General features: G+C 67.7%; 17 protein-coding genes and 1 pseudogene. 10 read left to right on the top strand and 8 right to left on the bottom strand.

Going from position 1 to position 18,952, the window contains the following annotated elements:
* Positions 1–195 precede the first annotated feature (195 nt).
* Positions 196–2,628 (top strand): AAA family ATPase, encoded by a 2,433-nt coding sequence (locus OG874_RS27545; protein ID WP_330250016.1) that lies wholly within the window; start codon positions 196–198, stop codon positions 2,626–2,628.
* 37 nt (positions 2,629–2,665) lie between these two features.
* Entirely contained in the window at positions 2,666–3,223 is a 558-nt protein-coding gene (locus tag OG874_RS27540; protein WP_330250015.1) for a hypothetical protein, read from the top strand.
* A 209-nt stretch (positions 3,224–3,432) separates the two neighbouring features.
* Here the strand turns inward: OG874_RS27540 and OG874_RS27535 are convergent, their stop codons facing one another.
* Entirely contained in the window at positions 3,433–3,564 is a 132-nt protein-coding gene (locus tag OG874_RS27535; RefSeq protein ID WP_330250014.1) for a hypothetical protein, read from the bottom strand.
* Between the two features lie 286 nt (positions 3,565–3,850).
* On the opposite strand from OG874_RS27535, the gene OG874_RS27530 reads away from it, so the two are divergent.
* Positions 3,851–4,279 (top strand): YchJ family protein, encoded by a 429-nt coding sequence (locus OG874_RS27530; protein WP_442943433.1) that lies wholly within the window; start codon positions 3,851–3,853, stop codon positions 4,277–4,279.
* A gap of 17 nt (positions 4,280–4,296) precedes the next feature.
* The gene (locus OG874_RS27525; RefSeq protein ID WP_330250013.1) at positions 4,297–4,572 is read left to right on the top strand and encodes a SelT/SelW/SelH family protein; all 276 of its coding nucleotides are present in this window, start codon (positions 4,297–4,299) and stop codon (positions 4,570–4,572) included.
* Positions 4,573–4,774: 202 nt separating this feature from the next.
* On the opposite strand, the gene OG874_RS27520 is transcribed toward OG874_RS27525, so the two are convergent.
* Complete coding sequence (locus tag OG874_RS27520; RefSeq protein WP_330250012.1) at positions 4,775–5,002, bottom strand: FmdB family zinc ribbon protein; 228 nt, start codon at positions 5,000–5,002, stop codon at positions 4,775–4,777.
* Between the two features lie 151 nt (positions 5,003–5,153).
* Here OG874_RS27520 and OG874_RS27515 point away from each other — a divergent pair, with 151 nt between their 5' ends.
* A complete protein-coding gene (locus OG874_RS27515) occupies positions 5,154–6,731 on the top strand; it encodes a carboxylesterase/lipase family protein (protein ID WP_330250011.1) in 1,578 nt (525 codons plus the stop codon).
* A 206-nt stretch (positions 6,732–6,937) separates the two neighbouring features.
* On the opposite strand, the gene OG874_RS27510 is transcribed toward OG874_RS27515, so the two are convergent.
* A complete protein-coding gene (locus OG874_RS27510; protein WP_330250010.1) occupies positions 6,938–7,525 on the bottom strand; it encodes a helix-turn-helix domain-containing protein in 588 nt (195 codons plus the stop codon).
* Positions 7,526–7,607: 82 nt separating this feature from the next.
* On the opposite strand from OG874_RS27510, the pseudogene OG874_RS27505 reads away from it, so the two are divergent.
* Positions 7,608–7,754, top strand: a pseudogene (locus OG874_RS27505) (FAD-dependent oxidoreductase); the annotation flags it as partial.
* 223 nt (positions 7,755–7,977) lie between these two features.
* On the opposite strand, the gene OG874_RS27500 reads toward OG874_RS27505, so the two are convergent.
* The 3 genes from OG874_RS27500 to OG874_RS27490 all read right to left on the bottom strand — a co-directional run bounded on the left by OG874_RS27500 (position 7,978) and on the right by OG874_RS27490 (position 11,604).
* Positions 7,978–9,285: a cytochrome P450 gene (locus tag OG874_RS27500; RefSeq protein WP_330250009.1), complete on the bottom strand. Its 1,308-nt coding sequence runs from the start codon at positions 9,283–9,285 to the stop codon at positions 7,978–7,980.
* Between the two features lie 105 nt (positions 9,286–9,390).
* Complete coding sequence (locus OG874_RS27495) at positions 9,391–10,113, bottom strand: TIGR03089 family protein (protein ID WP_330250008.1); 723 nt, start codon at positions 10,111–10,113, stop codon at positions 9,391–9,393.
* Positions 10,114–10,131: 18 nt separating this feature from the next.
* On the bottom strand, positions 10,132–11,604 hold the full coding sequence (locus OG874_RS27490; protein WP_330257440.1) for an LCP family protein: 1,473 nt from the start codon (positions 11,602–11,604) through the stop codon (positions 10,132–10,134).
* Between the two features lie 255 nt (positions 11,605–11,859).
* Here OG874_RS27490 and rfbD point away from each other — a divergent pair, with 255 nt between their 5' ends.
* The 3 genes from rfbD (at position 11,860) to OG874_RS27475 (ending at position 14,932) form a co-directional block, all read left to right on the top strand.
* The gene (gene rfbD, locus OG874_RS27485; RefSeq protein WP_330250007.1) at positions 11,860–12,726 is read left to right on the top strand and encodes a dTDP-4-dehydrorhamnose reductase; all 867 of its coding nucleotides are present in this window, start codon (positions 11,860–11,862) and stop codon (positions 12,724–12,726) included.
* Positions 12,727–12,817: 91 nt separating this feature from the next.
* Positions 12,818–13,726 (top strand): glycosyltransferase family 2 protein, encoded by a 909-nt coding sequence (locus OG874_RS27480; RefSeq protein WP_330250006.1) that lies wholly within the window; start codon positions 12,818–12,820, stop codon positions 13,724–13,726.
* Between the two features lie 126 nt (positions 13,727–13,852).
* Positions 13,853–14,932, top strand: a complete 1,080-nt coding sequence (locus OG874_RS27475) for an NDP-sugar synthase (RefSeq protein WP_330250005.1) — start codon at positions 13,853–13,855, stop codon at positions 14,930–14,932.
* A 118-nt stretch (positions 14,933–15,050) separates the two neighbouring features.
* Here the strand turns inward: OG874_RS27475 and OG874_RS27470 are convergent, their stop codons facing one another.
* Both OG874_RS27470 and OG874_RS27465 read right to left on the bottom strand, forming a co-directional pair.
* Entirely contained in the window at positions 15,051–15,752 is a 702-nt protein-coding gene (locus tag OG874_RS27470) for a response regulator (RefSeq protein WP_330250004.1), read from the bottom strand.
* Positions 15,749–17,413, bottom strand: a complete 1,665-nt coding sequence (locus OG874_RS27465) for a sensor histidine kinase (protein WP_330250003.1) — start codon at positions 17,411–17,413, stop codon at positions 15,749–15,751. Before OG874_RS27465 ends, OG874_RS27470 begins: the two co-directional genes overlap by 4 nt.
* Positions 17,414–17,545: 132 nt before the next feature.
* Here OG874_RS27465 and OG874_RS27460 point away from each other — a divergent pair, with 132 nt between their 5' ends.
* Complete coding sequence (locus OG874_RS27460; protein ID WP_330250002.1) at positions 17,546–18,916, top strand: cation:dicarboxylate symporter family transporter; 1,371 nt, start codon at positions 17,546–17,548, stop codon at positions 18,914–18,916.
* Positions 18,917–18,952 lie beyond the last annotated feature (36 nt).

Genomic DNA, 18,952 nt, shown 5'->3' with positions numbered 1-18,952 from the left:
CGAGCGGATCCCAGCCCGTTCGATGGCCATACCATCCCCGCGGGCAGGTTCGCACCCTCCCTGCGGCACATGCCGAACAACACCGCTGTGCGCCTATTCCACGCCATCGGGTACCGTTTCGCTCAGCTTTCAACGGTGATACCCGGTACGGGGGTTGGAGGACGTGCCGCGGTTCGGTGGTGTAGGGGGTGACGCATGCGTACAGATCCCGGAACCGATCCTGCGACGGCGACCGTGCCGCGGCTGACCGAAGTCGTCGCCCGCCGGCTCGCCACGGACCCCGCGGTCACCCCCGATGTCACGCATGCCGTGCTGCGCGCGCTCGGCGGCGGTGAGTCCGATGATCCGACAACCGAATCCGCCGCCGCTGGCATCTTCCTGCGCGCGATCCGGGTGCGCGGATTCCGCGGTATCGGCCCCGAGGCGACGCTGGAGCTGCCGCCGGGCCCCGGCCTCACCCTGGTGGTGGGGCGCAACGGAAGTGGTAAGTCCAGCTTCGCCGAGGCCGCCGAATTAGTGCTCACCGGCAGCAATCGCCGCTGGGACGGCCGGTCGGCGGCATGGCGCGAGGGCTGGCGGAATCTGCACGTCGGCGACTCGTCCCGCATCGAACTCGAATTGCTCACCACCGGAGCCGATCCCGAGCTGACCATTGCCAAAGAGTGGTCACCGCAGACCGATCTGGGCCAAGCGCGCTGGACCGAACAGCGGTCCGACACCGCGCCAACGGATTTCGACGGCACGCGCTGGGCCGGTCTGCTCGAGCTCTACCGTCCCTTCCTGTCCTACAGCGAACTCGGCGCACTCGTCGACGGCAAGCCGAGCGATCTGTTCGACGCACTGCACCGGCTGCTCGGCCTCGACGAATTGACCGTGGCGCAGGAGCGGATTCGCACGCGCCGACTGGAACTCGAACGCGCCGCGCGGGATTCGCGTCAGGAGCGGGTCGAGCTGGTGGCCGCGCTGGAGACGGTGGCCGACGACCGCGCGGTCCGGATGGCGGCGCTGCTGCGCCCGGACCGGCCCGATCTCACCGCCATCGATCGTGCGGTGCTCGGTACGGCGGAGCATCCGGTCGGACCCGATGGGCTGCGGGCGATCGTGCGGCTCGCATTGCCCACCGGAGCGGAGGTCGAAGCGATCGCCGCCCGACTAGAAGAATGCCGCGCGGTGCTGGCTCGCGATTCGACCGCGGATGCCGAGGCCGATCTGCGGGTGCTGGAGTTGCTGCGCCGGGCGCGCGATCACGTCGCGGCCAGCGGCGAATGCGCATGTCCGGTCTGCGGGCGTGGGGAGCTGGACACGGCCTGGCTGCACGCTGCGGAAGGCTCGATCGCCGAGCTCACCTCCCGGGTCGACGCGCTCGCCACCGCGCGCGCCGCGCTGCGGCAGGCCGTGCGCGACGCCCGCGCGCTGCCCGAACATATTCCGCCGGAACTGGATTTCGACCCGCGCAACCCGCCCACCGTCGACACCAGCGCGGTGCGTAGTGCGTGGACCGACTGGGCGGCGCTGACCGCCGCCGACTACTCCCCGGAACTGCCCGACCGACTGCGCGGCGCGCATTCGCGCCTGGTGGACGAGCTCGAGCTGCTCCAGCAGGGCACTCGCAAGGAGTTGAACCGTCTCGACGAGGTGTGGTTGCCCCTGGTGCCGCGCATGACCGGCTGGCTGGCGGGGGCGCGCGCGGTGGTCGCGAACGGAAGCGAGCTGCGCACGCTCAAACGCGCCGAGGACTGGCTCAAATCCGCGACCGCCGGACTGCGCGGCGAACGGATGGCGCCGCTGGAGACGACGGCGCGCTGGGTCTGGCGCACGCTGCGGCAGCAGAGCAATGTCGAACTCGGTGCGATTCGGTTGCAGGGCAACGCCGGAACCGCACGCCGGGTGCTGCTCGATGTCACCGTCGACGAGGTGGACGGTGCCGCGCTCGGGGTGATGAGCCAGGGCGAACTGCACGCACTCGGGCTTTCGCTGTTCCTGCCGCGAGCGACCGTGGAGGACAGTCCCTTTCGCTTCGTCATGATCGATGATCCGGTGCAGGCGATGGATCCGGCGAAGGTGGACGGGCTGGCCAGGGTGCTCGCGGTGATGGCATGGACGCGGCAGGTGATCGTATTCACCCATGACGAGCGGTTGGCCGAGGCGGTCCGGCGAATGCAGCTCGACGCCAGTGTGCTGGAGGTGCAGCGGCGCGAGCGTTCGGTGGTGGAGGTGCGGGTGTCCAGTGACCCGATCCGTCGCTACCTCGACGACGCGCGCTCGCTGGTCCGGACACCGCAGCTGCCGCCCGCCATCGCCGACGAGTTGGTGGCCACCTGCTGCCGGTCGGCTGTGGAGGCGGCGAGTCTGGCGCGAGCGCGGCGCAACTTGCTGGCCGCGGGGATGGACCACCGTTCGGTCGAGCGGCATATCGAAGGTGCGCAGACCACCCGGGCGATGGTCGCGCTGGCGGTGATGGGTATCGACGGGCGGGTCGACGATCTCAACAAACACCTTGCGCGCGAAGGGAAGTGGGTGGTCGACGCGTTGCGGGACGCGACGGCGGGGGCGCATGTGCCGATCGGGCGGAGTATGCGCGACCTGATCGCGGATACCGAGAAGTTCGTCGGGTGGTTGCGGCGATGAGCTGTGCCGCGGATCGCCTCGGCCGGGGGCGAGCACTGTGAGCGGCGAGCATCGCCCGCGCGAGGGTTCGGGTCGGCGGGACGGCGCGGGTCGAGCGGGTGCGTCGGGCCGTGAGATCAGGACCGGTACGCAGAACGGGACAGGGCGGCAGGGCGGCGCGGGTCGGCAAGAGAAGGCGGGTCGGCAACGTGGCGCGGGTCGTGGGACGGGGCGACCGAGTCCGCCGCGGCCGTCGGTGGCCGAGCGGTTCGAGGCCGTGGATCGGCTGCTGGACGGGTCGGTGACCGATGCCGACGGACTGTGGTCGCGGGCGACCGTATGGATTCTGCGGCTGGCGCTCGAGCAGTCCGTCGATGAGTTGTGGTCGCGCGTGGCACCGGAATTGGCGCGCTGCCCGATGCGCGCACAGCTGCTCGCTTTACGCGTCTTTGCTGGTCATGACGCCGCTGCGGAGGTCGCGACGGTATGGGCGGCGCTGTCACGCGCCGCCCATCACCATGATTACGAACTTGCGCCCAGCGTCACGGAACTGCGCCGCTGGCGCGAGCAGACCGCTGCGATCGCGGCATCGCTGGCTGCGGCCGCGCTTCGATGAGCGCGTCCCGCGGCATCAGTTGGCGCGGCCATGATTCGGCGAACGCGCATGAATGCGATCGCGGCATCGCTGGCCCGCGCCACGGTTCGGCGAATACGTATCTGTGCGACCGTGCACCCGCGGACGGATCCGCAGTGCGATCGGCCGTGCTGCGTGTTCCGATCGGTCGATGCTGTTGCACCGCAGCGCATTCGCGTCGCTGGTCGGTATCAGAACGGACTGAACAGTCCGATGATGCTGGACAGCAGTGAAATGCCGGTCGAGGCAATGGCGGAACCGGTACTCAAGATGTTCAACACATTCAGCAGTCCCACGGCGGGCTCCTTGATCGGTGTCGACACTTCCGCATTGTTTACACCATGATTCGTCGCCCCGGAGTCGCTGGATCGCCGTGGTAGCTACACATTTGGGCGACACTCCGCGCGACACGCCAATTCGAGCTGGATTTCCCCACGAGTGGCCGGGTCGCCGAACCATTGCCGATTCGCGGTGACTCGAAACCTGTTCGCGCCGAGGCGGCTCGGCCGCAGCCGCGGATCAAGATCAGGAGGCGGATATGGTCGGCAGCTTCATCTGATCGTGGCCGCGGAATCGGCGTCATGTCGCGCGCACTTCGGCAATGCCCCGATGCGCGCGGCTGCGGGCGCGGCGAGCAAGATTTCCGGCATGGACGAGTCGCAGCCGTGTCCCTGTAAGCGTGGGGAACCGTTCGGCGCATGTTGTGGACCCGCGCTGGCGGGGGAGCGGTCCGCGCCGACAGCCGAGGCGCTGATGCGGTCGCGCTACACCGCGTTCGCGGTCGGCGATACCGACTACCTGCTGCGGTCCTGGCATCCGCGCACCCGACCCGAGACGCTCGACCTCGACCCGGATCAGCGCTGGCTGTTCCTCGAGATCCTGCGCACCGAGCGCGGCGGACCGTTCGACGACACCGGCATCGTGGAGTTCATCGCCCACTACAAGGCCGACGGCGCACGCGGATCTCTGCACGAAGTCAGCAGGTTCACCCGGATCGAAGGTGCCTGGGTCTACCTCGACGGCATCATCGAACCGTGACCGGTAGCGTGCCACCCATGCCACGTGTCGCGATCGAGTACTGCACGCAATGCCGCTGGTTACTGCGCGCGAGCTGGATGGCGCAGGAATTGCTGAGCACCTTCGCCACCGAACTCGGTGAGGTGGCGCTGATCCCGGGCACGGGTGGCGTCTTCCGGATCACCGTCGACGGTGCGCAGGTCTGGGAACGCAAGGCCGACGGCGGCTTTCCCGATATCGCCGTGCTCAAGCAGCGGGTGCGGGACCGGGTCGCGCCCGACCGCGATCTCGGCCACGTCGACAAGCGCGACTGAACACCGCCTGGTCGCGACCATCGCGATGCTCCAGGCACAAGTCGCGGACGGTCACCGATGATCGCGGACCACTGATGCGATCGCGGACGCGCCGCGGCGATTCCCGGACTGTCGTGGCGATCCGAGGGCGATCCCGCTGATCCCGGGTTATGCGAGAGTGATATCGACCACGTCTATCGGCACCACCGCGGCATCGGCGGAGTCAGCAGCAGCCGCCACCACCGCAGCACCCGCCACCGGCGGGACGCGGGGCGGGAACGGGCGACGGTGTACCGCCGCCACCCCTGCTGACCGTGGCAAATGTGGTCAGCAGCTTGACCGTGTCGTCGTGGCCGTTCGGGCAGGCCGCCGGATCCGATGCCTGCGCCATCGGGCGATCGACGTCGAAGGTGTCGCCACAACTGCGGCACCGGAAGCTATAACTCGGCATCGGCCCAGCGTAGCGCCCAGGGCCAGTCGTGCGTCTTTCCCGTACCACCGTCCAGGTGGACGTACTCTCGATGAAGAGATCGCTAGGCCACGGACCCGGCCGGAGCAAACTCGCAGTGCACTGCCGGGTCGTGGGCAGGAGGTGCGGGAAGATGACCACTCAGTTCGAGACCGAACCGGGCTCCGAGGTCGGCGATACCGAGCCGGTCGTGCGCACGACCTGGGGCCGCGTGAGTGGCCGGTGGGATGGTCCGGTCGCGGTGTGGCGCAGCATTCCGTACGCCGCGGCGCCCGCTGGCCGGAACCGGTTCCGGCCGCCGCGGCCGCCGGAGCCCTGGGACGGGATCCGCGAGTGCACGACCTTCGGCGAGATCGCCCCGCAGACGATGGGCAACATGGTTCCGGTCGACTCCGAACTGCGGATGGGTGAGGACTGCCTGTGGCTCAATGTCTGGTCGCCGCACAGTTCCGCCGATACCGGTGCGCCACGGCCGGTGCTGGTGTGGCTGCACGGCGGCGCCTACTGCCTCGGCACCGCGGCACAGGGCATATACGACGGTCGTAAGCTCGCCGAAACCGGTGACGTCGTGGTGGTGACGATCAACTACCGGCTCGGCGCGCTCGGCTTCCTCGACTTGTCCTCGCTGTCCGGCGATTTCACGCCCAACCTCGGTTTGCACGACCAGATCGCCGCGCTGGAATGGGTGCGCGACAATATCGCCGCATTCGGCGGTGACCCGGGCAAGGTGACCCTGTTCGGCGAATCGTCCGGCGCCGGATGCGTGACCGCGCTGCTGACCGCACCACGCGCCGCCGGGTTGTTCCATCAGGCGATTGCCCAGAGTCCACCCGCGACAACGGTTTTCGGCCAGGAGCGGGCCGCCGGTGTGGCGCGACGGTTTCTGGAACTGATGGAGTTACCATATTCGCGCGCAAGCGAATTGCTGGAATGCCCGATCGAACGGATCGTCACCGCGGCAGGCGTACTGCTCGACGAGATTCCGTTGAAGGAGCCCGGCAGGTTGGCCGCCGCGCCGGTCGTCGACGGCGATCTGGTCCCGACCTATCCGATCGACCGCTTCCAGCACGGCCGTTCACATCGCGTGCCGCTGATGATCGGCACCAATAAGGACGAGGCATCTCTGTTCCGCGTCTTCCGTTCGCCGATTCTGCCGGTCACCCCCGACGCGGTGAACGCGATGCTGCGCGATGTGGCCGCCAACCACCCCGATATGTCGCCCGAGCGCATCGCCGAAATCACCTCGGCCTACCCGGATCTCGCGAAAACCCGTGGCGCACTGGCGATGTCCACCGACGCGGCCTTCCGCATGCCGGCCCACTGGGTCGCCGACGCACACGCCCAGCACTCGCCGACCTGGATGTACCGCTTCGACCACGCCACCCCCATGTTGAAGGCGGCGCGCGTCGGGGCGGGCCACGCCACCGAATTACCGTACGTCTTCGGTAATTTCGGCACCCTGAACCACGACCCCACGTTCTGGCTGGGCGGGCGCAAGGTGGCCATGGAAGTCTCCGGCCGCATGCAGCGCCGCTGGCTCGCCTTCGCCACCCACGGCGTCCCCGCCGCCCTCGACGGCTCCAAACATTGGCCGCCCTATCGCCCCACCACCCGCACCACCCTCGTCGTCGACAACATCGACCGCGTCATCGACAACCCCGACCGCGACCTGCACACCGCCTGGGGCGAACAAGCCGTCGGCTTCAGCTGACCGGCGGTAGCGCCGGAGTGACGAGTGCATCCTGCTGTGCTGTCTCGAGTTTCGAGTGCCGACAGGCAACGGGCTCGGTTTCCTCGAGGTGCGGCAGTGGTGTCCGGCCGCCGAGGCAGGCGTCGAATCGCCGTTCCAGTTCGGCAACGTGCGCCATCGAATCCGGTACTGGCGCAGGCGCAGTGGCGATCAACGAGCTGCGCGCCCTACTGACGTGTCGTTTTGGGGGCGGCGCGGACGTGGGCGCGTTCGCCCTGTTTGCCGAAGAGGCTGAGGAATTCGACCGGTTCGGCCTCGGCCGCGCCGAACCAGTGCGGGACGCGGGTGTCGAATTCGGCGGCTTCGCCGGGGACGAGGATCACATCGTGTTCGCCGAGGATGAGGCGCAGGCGTCCGTTGAGGACGTAGAGCCATTCGTAGCCCTCGTGGGTTTGCGGGTCGGGCTTGCGACGGGCGTCGGGTCCGATGACCATTTTGAAGGCCTGGATGCCGCCCGCTCGGCGGGTCAGCGGCAGCATGGTCATGCCGTGGCGGGTGACGGGGCGCAGGTGGACGCGCGGGTCGCCGGTGGGTGGGGCATCGACGAGTTCGTCGAGGGTGACGCCGTGCGCTCTGGCCAGCGGGAGCAGTAGTTCGAGGGTCGGGCGGCGGGCGCCGGACTCCAGGCGGGACAGGGTGCTCACCGAAATGCCCGTTGTCGCCGAGAGGTCGGCCAGAGTGGTTTCACGCTGCTGGCGCAGTGCCCGTAACCGAGGTCCGACCGCGTCGAGGGCTTGGCCGAGGTCGTTGTCCATACCTGCCAGTTTGCCATATCGGCAAGTCTATTTGCCAATATTGCCGATAGGCTCGCATGGTTGTGCGCAGGAGGTGGTCATAGTGACCGATCAGTTGAAGGACGTGGTGGTTATCGGCGGGGGCGCCACCGGATTGAGCGGGGCGCTGATGCTCGGTCGGGCGCGACGGTCGGTGGTCGTCATCGATGCCGGCAGCCCGCGCAACGCACCGGCCGACGGCGTGCACGGACCGAAGCGCGGGTGGCCGAACTGACAATGGGTGCCCGTCGCCATGGCCCGTAGCGACCGATTCAGTTCTGCGCGTAGTGAAATGGCGGTTCGGATCGACTGCGGACCAGCCATTTCACACGCACAAATCGGCGGCATCGAACGCGGCGCCCGCGCATCGCGCCTGCGAGAGCGGTATCGCCGGCTTGGAGCACGCCGGCCCGAGCGCGACCGCGCGGCCCCGCTCAGACCGCCGTGGGTTCCGGAGCAGCCGCACGCTGCCCGAGCCGAACCGGCATCCGTTCATACCCGTACAGCGTGAACAACTTTCGCCGCTGCGGCGGCCCATCGAGCCGCAGATCCGGGAACCGATCGAACAGGGACCGCAGCGCATGGGTGGCTTCCATTCGAGCCAGGCTCGCACCGAGGCAGACGTGGATACCGCTGCTGAAGGTCAAGTGCTCCTTGGCATTGGCGCGCCCGACATCGAAAACATCGGGGTCGCTGAAGACCGCGGGGTCGCGATTCGCACCCGCCAGCGACAGCACAACGGTGCTGCCCTTGTGCAGCCGCACCCCTTCGAGTTCCATATCGGTCAACGCGATGCGCGCCGTCGTCTGTACCGGCGCATCGATGCGCAGCACTTCTTCCACCGCATTCGACCAGAGCTCCGGTTCGGCCCGCAACCGGTCCAATTGCTCCGGATGCGTGACCAATCGGGCGACACCGTTGCCGATGAGATTCACCGTCGTTTCGAAACCCGCACCCATCAACAGACTCGCCGTCGCCTTCAACGCGAAATCATCGAGCTCGCCCGCGGTGACCAGGCTGCTCAGAATGTCGTCGCCCGGTTCGCGGCGCAGTCGCCGAATGTGCCCGTCGAGGTAGTCGTTCATGACCTCCATCGACCCCAGCGCACGCCGGAAGGCTCGCCACGAGATCCCCACATCGAGCAGCGGCGTCATCCGATCGCCCCAGTCCCGGAACACCTTTCGGTCCTGTTCCGGGAACCCGAGCAGCTCCGAGATGATGGCGATCGGCACCTGCGCGGCATACGACTCGATCAGATCCGCCGAACCGCCCGATGGCAGCGCACCGAGCAGTTCCTCGGTGACCGTCTCGACCCGCTCGCGCAATCGGCCGATCGCCCGCGGCGTGAAGGCCGAGGCGACCGGCTTGCGCATCCGCGTGTGTTCCGGTGGATCGATGACCAGCATCGAGGGCGGCTCGACCGGGTTGGGCGGCAACGGAAGTCGCTCGGCGAGCAACTGCAGCGGCTTCGGAATATTGAAGGTGTCGGTGGTGCGCACGCCGAACCGGTTGTCCCGCAGGACCGTTCGGCACAGATCGTGGTCGAAGCTCGCGAACGCGATGGCGGTGCGCTGCAGCCGACCCTGACCGCGCAGCCGCTCGATCAGTGGATAGGGATCGGCAAGGCCGTCCGGTCCGCCCATCAGTTGGGCGAACGGATCACCGCGCCGAGCCTGTGTGCGCAACGCCAACCGAGGCGCACCCTGCACCGACAACCAGTGGAACCAATATTGCGGCTTCATCTCTCACCAACCCCATCGTTGCGCGATACATCCACCGTACGGACTGCCCGACGAGGGGGGAACGTCCTCGGGTCGGACTTCGTCCCCTACCGTGGTAGGAGCTGTTCAGCCGCGTTGCGCCGTGACCCGCTCGGATTCGATGCGCCGCTCGCGCAGGGCCGGATCGGGATTGACCACCTGCACCAGCGAGGCTCCGGCGACCAGCACCGAGACGAATCCATCGATCAGTTCGGCGGCGGTATCCCAGGACGTGCTCGACAGCACCCGATCACCCTCGGAAAACCCTTGCCGCAGCGCGGATTTCCTGGCTTCGGCGAGCACCTCGGAGACCGGCATCGCGTCCAGCGCGACACCGGTGCCGCGCGGCAGGAACTGGTCGCCGTGCACTCGCACGGACGTGGCGAAATCGGTGACGCCGATCGGCAGATCGCGCACCGGCATGCCGAAGGCGTCCAGCGAGAGCGCGGCGACCTCGGCGATACCGTCGGTCTCGTCCAGCCGTTCGGCCGTCGCCAGCGCCAGATCGGCGTCCGGATCGGGTCCGAGCACCACCTCGGTCCCGGCCCACCAGCAGCCGAGCAGGACCGCGGCGGTCTGCCAGTGTGCCGGCAGCAGCACCGCGACCCTGGCGCCCGGGCTCAGCCCGAATTCGTCGCGGATCAGGTTGGCGGTCTTGGCCGCCCAGTTCGCCAGCGTCAGCCCGGACAGTTCGATCCGGGCGCCGGTGGCGTCGTCGTAGTAGGTGACGCGCGGGCCCGCGGGATCGCGCTCGAGGATCGGATCCAGCACTGCCTCGGTGAGGGTCAGTGCGTGGTCTCGGTCACGCATCGGTCAATTCACGCATGGTCAATTCACGCATTTCGGTCCGTTCTGGCCTGCGTCGATCGGTGGGGCGGGCGGCACGGGCGATGCGGTGCTCGACGTTCCGGAGAAGTCGAACATGCTGCCCGCAGCCGAGCCCGGACCAGAATAGTCGCTTGCCAGCACGACGCTCACCGAATCCGGGGACAACGTGCTGTCCGCCATGACTGTCAGCCCCCCGAGTGCCTTCGCGACCGCCGTGGCCTTCGGATTCGAGGTATCCGCGGCGAGGACCCGGCTGCTGGTGACGCCGGGTCCGGTGTAGTTGCCGACCAGACCTTCCTGGAATCCCTTGGCCGTCAACGCCTGTGCCACCTGACCCGCCAGCCCGCCGATACTGCTCGCGTTGAACACGCTGACGCGCACCGTGGCCGGATCGATCGTCGGCTCGGCGTGATCCGCCGATCTGCCGTCGACCAGCGACGCCACATAGGTCTTGACCGCCTTCGGGGCGACTCGGACCACCGATTCGCCATCACTGGTCGTGTCGTTGAGATCGGCGACCGGCACCGTTTCGAAACTGACCTGACCGCCCGAAAGATCCTTCAGTTGCTGCAGAAACGCCAGCACATCCCAGTCGTCGTCCAGCACGACGGTCCGCCCGACCGCATTGCTGAGATTCTTCATCTTGCCCGGATTGCTGAGTGTCTTCGCGCTGAGCACCTGTCCGACCAACTGCGCCATGAAGACCTGCTGGCGCACGATCCGGTCCAGGTCGCCGCGCGGCAGATCATGGCGCTGGCGCACGAAACTCAAAGCCTGTGGGCCGTCCAGCTTCTGGCGGCCCGCGGGGAACTCGGCGCCGGACATCCACTCGTCTACCGCATTGTTCAGGCAGACGTCGACCCCGCCGACCGCATCGGTGAGCAGCACGAAGCCGAGCAGGCTGACCTCGGCGTAGTGGTCGACGGTGATGCCGGTGAGATTGGCGACGGTCTTGATCAGCGCCTGGCGGCCCGCCTGGGTGGACTGCTTGTCCGCGTCGGCCTCGGAGACGCCCTGGTTGATCAGTTTCAGGCGCTGGGCTTCCTTGGTCGAGCCATAGGCCGAGTTGATCTTGCCCTTGCCCATATCGGGAATGTCCACGTAGGAGTCGCGCGGAATGGAGATGGCGGTGGCGGAGCGGCCGTCGTTCGGGACGCGCACCAGCACGATCGTGTCGGTATTGGTGCCGACCTCATCGCCCGCGTGCAGCATGGCGCGTTCGTTGTCGCTGAGCGGATTGCCGTGCGCGTCGGTGCGGCTGTCCACACCGACCAGCAGGATGTCGACGGCGCCGTCGCTGCCACCGCCGAGACCGAGCCCGCCGATCCGTTCGATATTCGAGATGAGCGAGTCGACGCTGTGCCAGGCGAATCCGGTGATGAGCAGGACCAGCACCGCTCCCACCGCGACGAATACGCGCAGCGGACCGAACACCCCGGGGCGGCCATCGGCTCCGGATAGTCGCGACAGCATTGTCGCCTTCACCTTCTGCGGCACCACTACGTCCTCTCGCCAAACCCGAGCATCGATCCCGAGCACCACACTGTGCTCGCCCGAGGGCTCCCAGCTGATGTTCTGACTGTGCAGCGCCGGTTTCGTCGATGCCGACGCGTCGCCGACCCGACTGTCCCGCCTCCGATAGCCCCCGTGTTCGTTGCATCAAGGCTAACCAACGGTTAGCCCGGCAGACCTCAACCGCAGGTGTGACGGCGTGCCAGACTCGTGCCCGTGACCGCGATATCGCCCGCCCCGACCGTAGCTGCGCGCCTCGTCGTGACCGGAGCCGGCGGGCAGCTCGGGCGCGAACTGTTGCGCCTGGCACCCGCCGCCCGCGCCTACGGCCGCACCGATCTGGACATCACGGACGCGGATGCGGTGCGCACCGTGCTCGAACCGGGTGATGTCGTGCTGAACTGTGCCGCGTACACCGCCGTCGACCAGGCCGAATCCGATCCCGAGGCCGCCTTCGCCGGCAATGCGACCGGACCAGCGGTACTTGCCGCCGCCTGTGCCCGCGTGGATGCCCGGCTCATCCATATTTCGACCGACTATGTGTTCGCGGGCACCCACGAGAAGCCTTACGACACCGACGACCCGACCGCACCCGCGACCGTTTACGGCCGGTCCAAATTGGCGGGCGAACAGGCCGTGCTCGACCTCGCGCCGGGCGCTCATGTGGTGCGCACGGCTTGGGTATACACCGGGCGCGGAAGCGATTTCGTCGCGACCATGCGGCGGCTGGAACGCGAGCGCGACACCGTCGAGGTGGTCTGCGATCAGCTCGGATCGCCGACCTACGCCGCCGATCTGGCCGCGGGGCTGCTGGAGTTGGCAGGTCGGCCGGACGCGCCACGGGTGCTGCATGCGACCAACTCCGGCCAGGCCAGCTGGTTCGACTTCGCGCGGGCGATATTCGCCGGAATCGGCGCCGACCCGAATCGCGTTCGGCCGTGTGACTCGACCGCGTTTCCCAGACCCGCACGGCGCCCGGCGTATTCGGTAATGTCCAACCGTTCCTGGGGCGATGCCGGGCTGACTCCGCTGCGGTCATGGGAGGCCGCACTCGGGGACGCGCTGTCGGGGTTGTCGGACTAGGCTGCACGGTCGTGAGTGAGCGCAGCGAGCGAACCATAGACACAGCCGCCCGAGCGGTCATGCCGGAGCCGAGCGTCAGCGAGGCGCGGGCATGAGTGCTTCCGATCCCGCAGCCCCTGGTGGCCTTGTCGTAGTCACGGTGACTTATTCACCCGGCGAACACCTCGAGCACTTCATCACAACTCTGGCCGACGCCACCAGCGAGAAACCGCAGGTGATTCTCGCCGACAACGGGTCGGTGGACGGTACGCCGGAGTTGGCGGCGGAGGCGAACTCGCATGTGCGACTGCTACGGACCGGCGGAAATATCGGTTACGGCGGCGCGATCAACCGGGCCGTGGCCGAGATCGATCCGGATGTCGAATTCATCGTCATCGCCAATCCGGACATCCGTTGGGGCACCGAATCTATCGACAAACTGCTCGCGGCCGCGAAGCGCTGGCCACGGGCGGGCGCGCTCGGGCCGATGGTGCGCGAACCCGACGGCAGCGTCTACCCGTCCGCGCGCTCGGTGCCCGGACTGCTCGATGGTGCCGGCCATGCCATCCTCGGCACCGTGTGGCCGGGGAACCCGTGGACCCAGCGCTACCGCCAGGACAACGAGGAGATCTCCGAGCGGGCCGTCGGCTGGCTGTCCGGTTCGTGCCTGCTGGTGCGGCGCGCGGCCTTCGATTCGATCGACGGCTTCGATTCCCGCTACTTCATGTACATGGAGGATGTGGACTTCGGCGACCGGATGGGCAAGGCGGGCTGGCACAACGTCTTCGTGCCCGAATCCGAGGTCACCCACGCCAAGGGCCATGCGGCCGGACGCCACCCCGAGGTCATGCTGCCCGCGCATCACGCCAGCGCGTACCGATTCCAGGCCGATCGGCATCCGCACTGGTGGCAGGCGCCATTGCGGCTCGCGTTGCGCGCCGGACTTGCGATCCGTTCCCGAATTGCGGTTCGATCTGCGCTGCGTCAACAGGCGCGGGAAGGTCAACAGGCGCAGGGCTAGCGTCACAACTTCGCCACTACACGGTGTCGAGCCGTGTCGATGGGTACTGGAATGGTGTCGAAGGTGCGTCAGTGCTGTTCGACGTGCGCACAATCGAGGACGATCCACTGTGAACAGGGGAACATGATGGCAGCAAATGCAGGCACCGACGCCGTGATTCTGGTCGGTGGCCAGGGCACGCGGTTACGTCCGCTGACCCTTTCGGCGCCCAAGCCGATGCTGCCGACGGCCGGACTGCCGTTCCTCACCCACCTGCTGGCGCGTATCGCGGACGCCGGGATCACCCACGTCGTACTCGGCACCTCGTTCAAGGCCGAGGTCTTCGAGGAACACTTCGGCGACGGCGCGGACCTCGGGCTGGACCTCGAGTACGTCACCGAGACCGAACCGCTCGGCACCGGCGGCGGCATCCGTAACGTGCTGCCCAGGCTGCGCGCCGACAACATCATGGTGTTCAACGGCGATGTGCTCGGCGGCACCGACCTCGGCGCGATCCTGGACACCCACGAGTCGACGAAGGCGGATGTGACCCTGCACCTGGTCCGGGTGAGCGACCCGCGCGCGTTCGGATGCGTGCCGACCGACGAGAACGGCCGGGTCACCGCGTTCCTGGAGAAGACCCAGGATCCGCCGACCGACCAGATCAACGCCGGTTGTTACGTGTTCCGCCGCGAATACATCGAGAAGATCCCGGCGGGGCGTCCGGTCTCGGTGGAGCGTGAGGTCTTCCCGGCTCTGCTCGCCGAGGGCGCTCGCGTCCAGGGCCACGTCGACTCGGCCTACTGGCGCGATATGGGCACCCCCGAGGACTTCGTCGCAGGCTCCGCCGACCTGGTCCGCGGCATCGCCCCCTCCCCGGCCCTGCCCGGTCAGCGCGGCGAATCCCTGGTGCACGAGGGCGCGGGCGTCGCCCCCGGCGCCCTGCTCATCGGTGGCACCGTGGTCGGCCGCGGCGCGGAGGTCGGCGCAGGCGCCCGCCTCGACGGCGCGGTGCTGTTCGACGGCGCGCGCATCGAAGCCGGAGCAACCGTGGAACGTTCCATCATCGGCTTCGGCGCCCGCATCGGCCCCCGCGCCCTGGTCCGCGACGCCGTTATCGGCGACGGTGCCAACGTCGGCGCCCGCTGCGAACTACTACGCGGCGCCCGCGTCTGGCCCGGTGTAGACATCCCCGACGGCGGCATCCGCTTCTCCACCGACGTCTGACCCAACCCGTCTGCCGTCGGCATACCCTCTGACGACGGCATGCCGCTGAGGCATTAGACCTGGGACCACCCGGGATCTGTGTGCAGTTTCCGGATATGCGTCGACAGGTGATCGGGTCCTACTCCGGGCGGATCTTCCAGATGTAGCGGGTTTTGGGGCGGCCGGCTCGGCCATAGTCGGATTTGCGGTCGACGAGGCCGTCGTCGGCGAGTTTTTCGAGGTAGCGCCAGGCCGTGATGCGCGAAACTCCGACGGTGGTGGCGGTATCCGCGGCGGTCAGTCCGCCGGGGGCGTCGCGGACGGTGCGCGAGATTTCGTCCAAGGTCTGTGGGGCAACGCCTTTGGGGGCGGTGGTGCGTTGGTCGGAGGTGCGCAGGGCGCCGAGGGCGCGGTCGATGTCCTGTTGGGAGACGGCGGTTTCGCCCGCGGGCAGGGCGGTGCGGAATTCGCGGTAGCGCTCGAGTTTGTCGCGGAAAGCGGCGAAGGTGAACGGTTTCAGGAGATATAGGACCACACCGTAGGAGACCGCGGTACGCACCATCGCCAGGTCGCGGGCCGAGGTGATGGCGATGACATCGGGGCGGGGCGCGAGGCCGGTCAGCGCGGCGGCCACATCGAGGCCGCTGGCGTCGGGCAGGCCGATATCCATGAGTACCAAGTCGATCGGTTCGCTCTCGGCGGCGGCATCGGCGGCCGCGCGCATGGCCTCGCGGCCGGTATGCGCCACGGCGACGGCGGTGAAGCCGGGAATGCGACCGACGTACGCGCGGTGCGCCTCGGCGATCAACGGCTCGTCCTCGACGATCAACACTCGGATCATCGCGCGTCCTTTCGCGGAATCGTCACGGTCACAGCGCTTTCCGGATCTCGTTCGGTACCGATCACGCCGCCGTGGCGATCGACCAGTCGGTGTACCAGTGCCAGGCCGAGGCCGTGGTGGTCGGCCTTGGTGGAGTAGCCGCGTTCGGCGGCGCGGGCGAAGGTCTGCGCGGACATCCCGGGTCCGCTGTCCGCGACGCGGACGTACAGCGCCGAATCCCCGTTCGCCGAACGCACCGCATCGAATGCCGCCGCCAACTCGACGGCCGGATCGGGTGCCGCCGCCGGATCCGCGATCATCTCCGAATCCTGTTGGCGCACAGTAACTTCCACCCATCCTTCGGCGCCTTCGGTCGCCGCGTCGATGGCGTTGTCGATCAGATTGCCCACCAGCGTCACCGTCTCGTGCGCGGATAGCGGCGCGGTCGAGTCCAGCGCCGTATCCTCGGTGATCGTCAGCTCGATACCGCGTTCGGCGGCCTGGTTCACCTTACCGAGCAGCAGCGCCGCGAGCGCCGGGTCGCCGACCGAGGTCAGCAGCCGATCGATAAGGGCTTGGGACAGTTGGAGTTCCGCGGTCGCGAACTCCACCGCCTCCCGGTAGCGGCCCAACTCCACCATGGTGATCACGGTGTGCAGCCGATTGGCCGATTCGTGCGCCTGGGCGCGCAGCGATTCCGCGAAACCGCGCACCGAGTCGAGTTCGCCCATCACGGTACGCAATTCGGTGTGGTCGCGAATAGTGATCACGGTGCCGATCGGCCGTCGCTCCCAGGTGACGACATCCTGGTTGACCAGCAGAATCCGATCCGTTGTCACATGCATCTCGTCGCGCACCACACCCCAGCTCATGCGCTGCATCGAAATCGGCAGATCGCCGCGTTCGACCGTGCCTGCGGGCAGATCGAGCAACCTGCGCGCCTCATCGTTGACCACTTCCGCGCGTTCACCGGTCGGGCCGAATACCACCAGCCCCTCGTGGATCGAATGCAGCACCGCGTCGTGCTGCTCGTACATCGTGCGCAGCTCATCCGGTGCGAGACCATGCGTCTGGCGGCGGATCCGGCGGGCCAACAGGAAGGAACCGGCTGCCGCGACCGCCAGGCCGGCGGCGGCGACGCCGAGGATCAGCGGCAGTTGCGTGCCGACCTGGTCGCCGATCCGGGCGCGAGTGACACCCGCCGAGACCAACCCGATGATGCGGCCGTTGTCATAGATCGGCGTGACCGCCCGGATGGAGGGGCCGAGCGTGCCGGTATAGGTCTCGGTGAACGTCTGCCCGGCCAATGCCCGGTCGATGGTGCCGCTGAACGGCTGCCCGATCAGCTCAGGCGTGGTGTGCGTGTACCGGGTCCGGTCCGGCGCCATCACCACGATGAAGTCCATGCCGGTCTGGATGCGGGTCCGTTCGGTCACCGGTTGCAGCAGCGCGGTCGGATCGGAGGTGTGCAGCGCCGCGATGGTGGAGGGCGCCTGCGCGACGGTCACCGCGACGTCGGTGACCTCGCGCGAGGTGGTCACATCGCTGTCGTGGCGGGCGTCGAGTACGGCCAGGACCGCCCCGATGCCGATGACCAGCCCGAGCACCACGAGCTGGAGCACGAAGGCCTGTCCGGCCAGCGATAGCCGACCACCTCCCTCGTGTTTCTCACCGCGCAACACTGTCTTTTCCCTCGCGACCTCTTGAACGAAATGCACCAAAGCGTGACCGCCGTCACCTCTAGCCGCCAACATTGTGCACGTGATGGCGTGAGCCACCTCACCCCGGTACCACTGAAGAGGACTTTTCCCGATATGAGCGATATACGAGTACGACAGCCGCGCGACCGCACCCATTGGCTATATCTCGGTGTCATCATCGCCGTAATCGCGGGAATCCTGGTCGGCTGGCTGGCTCCCGAATTCGGTCAGGACGTGGGCCCACTGGGCACCATGTTCGTCAATCTGATCAAGATGATGATCGTGCCGGTCATCTTCTGCACGATCGTGCTCGGCATCGGATCGGTGCGTTCGGCGGCCAATGTCGGCAAGGTCGGCGGGCTCGCGCTCGGGTACTTCCTGGTCATGTCGACGGTGGCACTGGCCATCGGGATAGTCGTCGGCAATCTGCTGGAGCCGGGTTCCGGCATGAATATCGCCAAGACCGCCAACCAGGGCGCGAAGCTGGCCGATCAGGCACACGCCGCGGGCGGTACCTGGGAGTTCATCCAGAGCATCATTCCGACCACACTGGCCTCGTCACTGACCACCGGTAGCGTGCTGCAGGCGCTGTTCGTCGCGCTGCTGGTCGGGTTCGCGCTGCAGGCCATGGGCACGACGGGGGAGCCGATCCTGCGCGGTGTCGCGTCGCTGCAGAAGTTGGTGTTCCGGATTCTGTCGATGATTCTGTGGCTCGCCCCGATCGGCGCGTTCGGCGCGATCGCGAACGTGGTCGGCCGGACCGGCCTCGACGCGGTGAAGCAGTTGGCGCTGTTGATGGTCGCGTTCTACCTGACCTGTCTGCTGTTCGTCTTCGGCGTGCTCGGCGTACTGCTGTGGGCGGTGTCGCGGGTGTCGATCTTCAAGCTGGTCCGGTACCTGGCTCGGGAGTATCTGCTGATCCTGGGCACCTCGTCCTCGGAGTCCGCGCTGCCGCGGCTGATCGCGAAGATGCAGCACCTCGGCGTCGAACGGACGACCGTCGGTGTCGTCGTGCCGACCGGATATTCGTTCAACCTGGACGGCACCGCCATCTACCTGACCATGGCATCGCTGTTCATCGCCGACGCGATGGGCAAACCGCTCAGCATCAGTGAGCAGGTCGGCCTGCTGTTGTTCATGATCGTCGCGTCCAAGGGCGCGGCCGGGGTGACCGGCGCGGGTCTGGCGACGCTGGCGGGCGGGCTGCAGAGCCATCGCCCCGAACTGCTCGACGGTGTCGGTCTGATCGTGGGCATCGACCGGTTCATGTCCGAAGCCCGCGCGCTGACCAACTTCTCGGGCAATGCCGTCGCCACCGTACTGGTCGGCACCTGGACCAAGACCATCGACATGGAGTGGGTCCGCATGGTTCTCGACCGCAAACTGCCCTTCGACGAGCAGACCATGGTCGACAACGACCATGGTTCGCAGCCGCAGCCGCAGCCGCAGCCGCAGCCCGAGGCCATAGATCTGGCCAAGGCCTAGCTGTACCCCGAAATACGAAGGGGCCCGCAGGATCTG

The sequence above is a fragment of the Nocardia sp. NBC_00565 genome, assembly GCF_036345915.1.
In the GTDB taxonomy this organism is placed as follows: domain Bacteria; phylum Actinomycetota; class Actinomycetes; order Mycobacteriales; family Mycobacteriaceae; genus Nocardia.
Note: the sequence above shows the minus strand (reverse complement) of the source record. Positions and strands in the feature narration are given on the sequence as shown.

Bases quoted from the DNA above. Each gene is read 5' to 3' on its own strand.
- OG874_RS27545 (WP_330250016.1), top strand. From the start codon at position 196: ATGCGTACAGATCCCGGAACCGATCCTGCGACGGCGACCGTGCCGCGG.
- OG874_RS27530 (WP_442943433.1), top strand. From the start codon at position 3,851: ATGCGCGCGGCTGCGGGCGCGGCGAGCAAGATTTCCGGCATGGACGAG.
- OG874_RS27525 (WP_330250013.1), top strand. From the start codon at position 4,297: ATGCCACGTGTCGCGATCGAGTACTGCACGCAATGCCGCTGGTTACTG.
- OG874_RS27520 (WP_330250012.1), bottom strand. From the start codon at position 5,002: ATGCCGAGTTATAGCTTCCGGTGCCGCAGTTGTGGCGACACCTTCGAC.
- OG874_RS27515 (WP_330250011.1), top strand. From the start codon at position 5,154: ATGACCACTCAGTTCGAGACCGAACCGGGCTCCGAGGTCGGCGATACC.
- OG874_RS27510 (WP_330250010.1), bottom strand. From the start codon at position 7,525: ATGGACAACGACCTCGGCCAAGCCCTCGACGCGGTCGGACCTCGGTTA.
- OG874_RS27500 (WP_330250009.1), bottom strand. From the start codon at position 9,285: ATGAAGCCGCAATATTGGTTCCACTGGTTGTCGGTGCAGGGTGCGCCT.
- OG874_RS27495 (WP_330250008.1), bottom strand. From the start codon at position 10,113: ATGCGTGACCGAGACCACGCACTGACCCTCACCGAGGCAGTGCTGGAT.
- OG874_RS27490 (WP_330257440.1), bottom strand. From the start codon at position 11,604: ATGCTGTCGCGACTATCCGGAGCCGATGGCCGCCCCGGGGTGTTCGGT.
- OG874_RS27480 (WP_330250006.1), top strand. From the start codon at position 12,818: ATGAGTGCTTCCGATCCCGCAGCCCCTGGTGGCCTTGTCGTAGTCACG.
- OG874_RS27475 (WP_330250005.1), top strand. From the start codon at position 13,853: ATGGCAGCAAATGCAGGCACCGACGCCGTGATTCTGGTCGGTGGCCAG.
- OG874_RS27470 (WP_330250004.1), bottom strand. From the start codon at position 15,752: ATGATCCGAGTGTTGATCGTCGAGGACGAGCCGTTGATCGCCGAGGCG.
- OG874_RS27460 (WP_330250002.1), top strand. From the start codon at position 17,546: ATGAGCGATATACGAGTACGACAGCCGCGCGACCGCACCCATTGGCTA.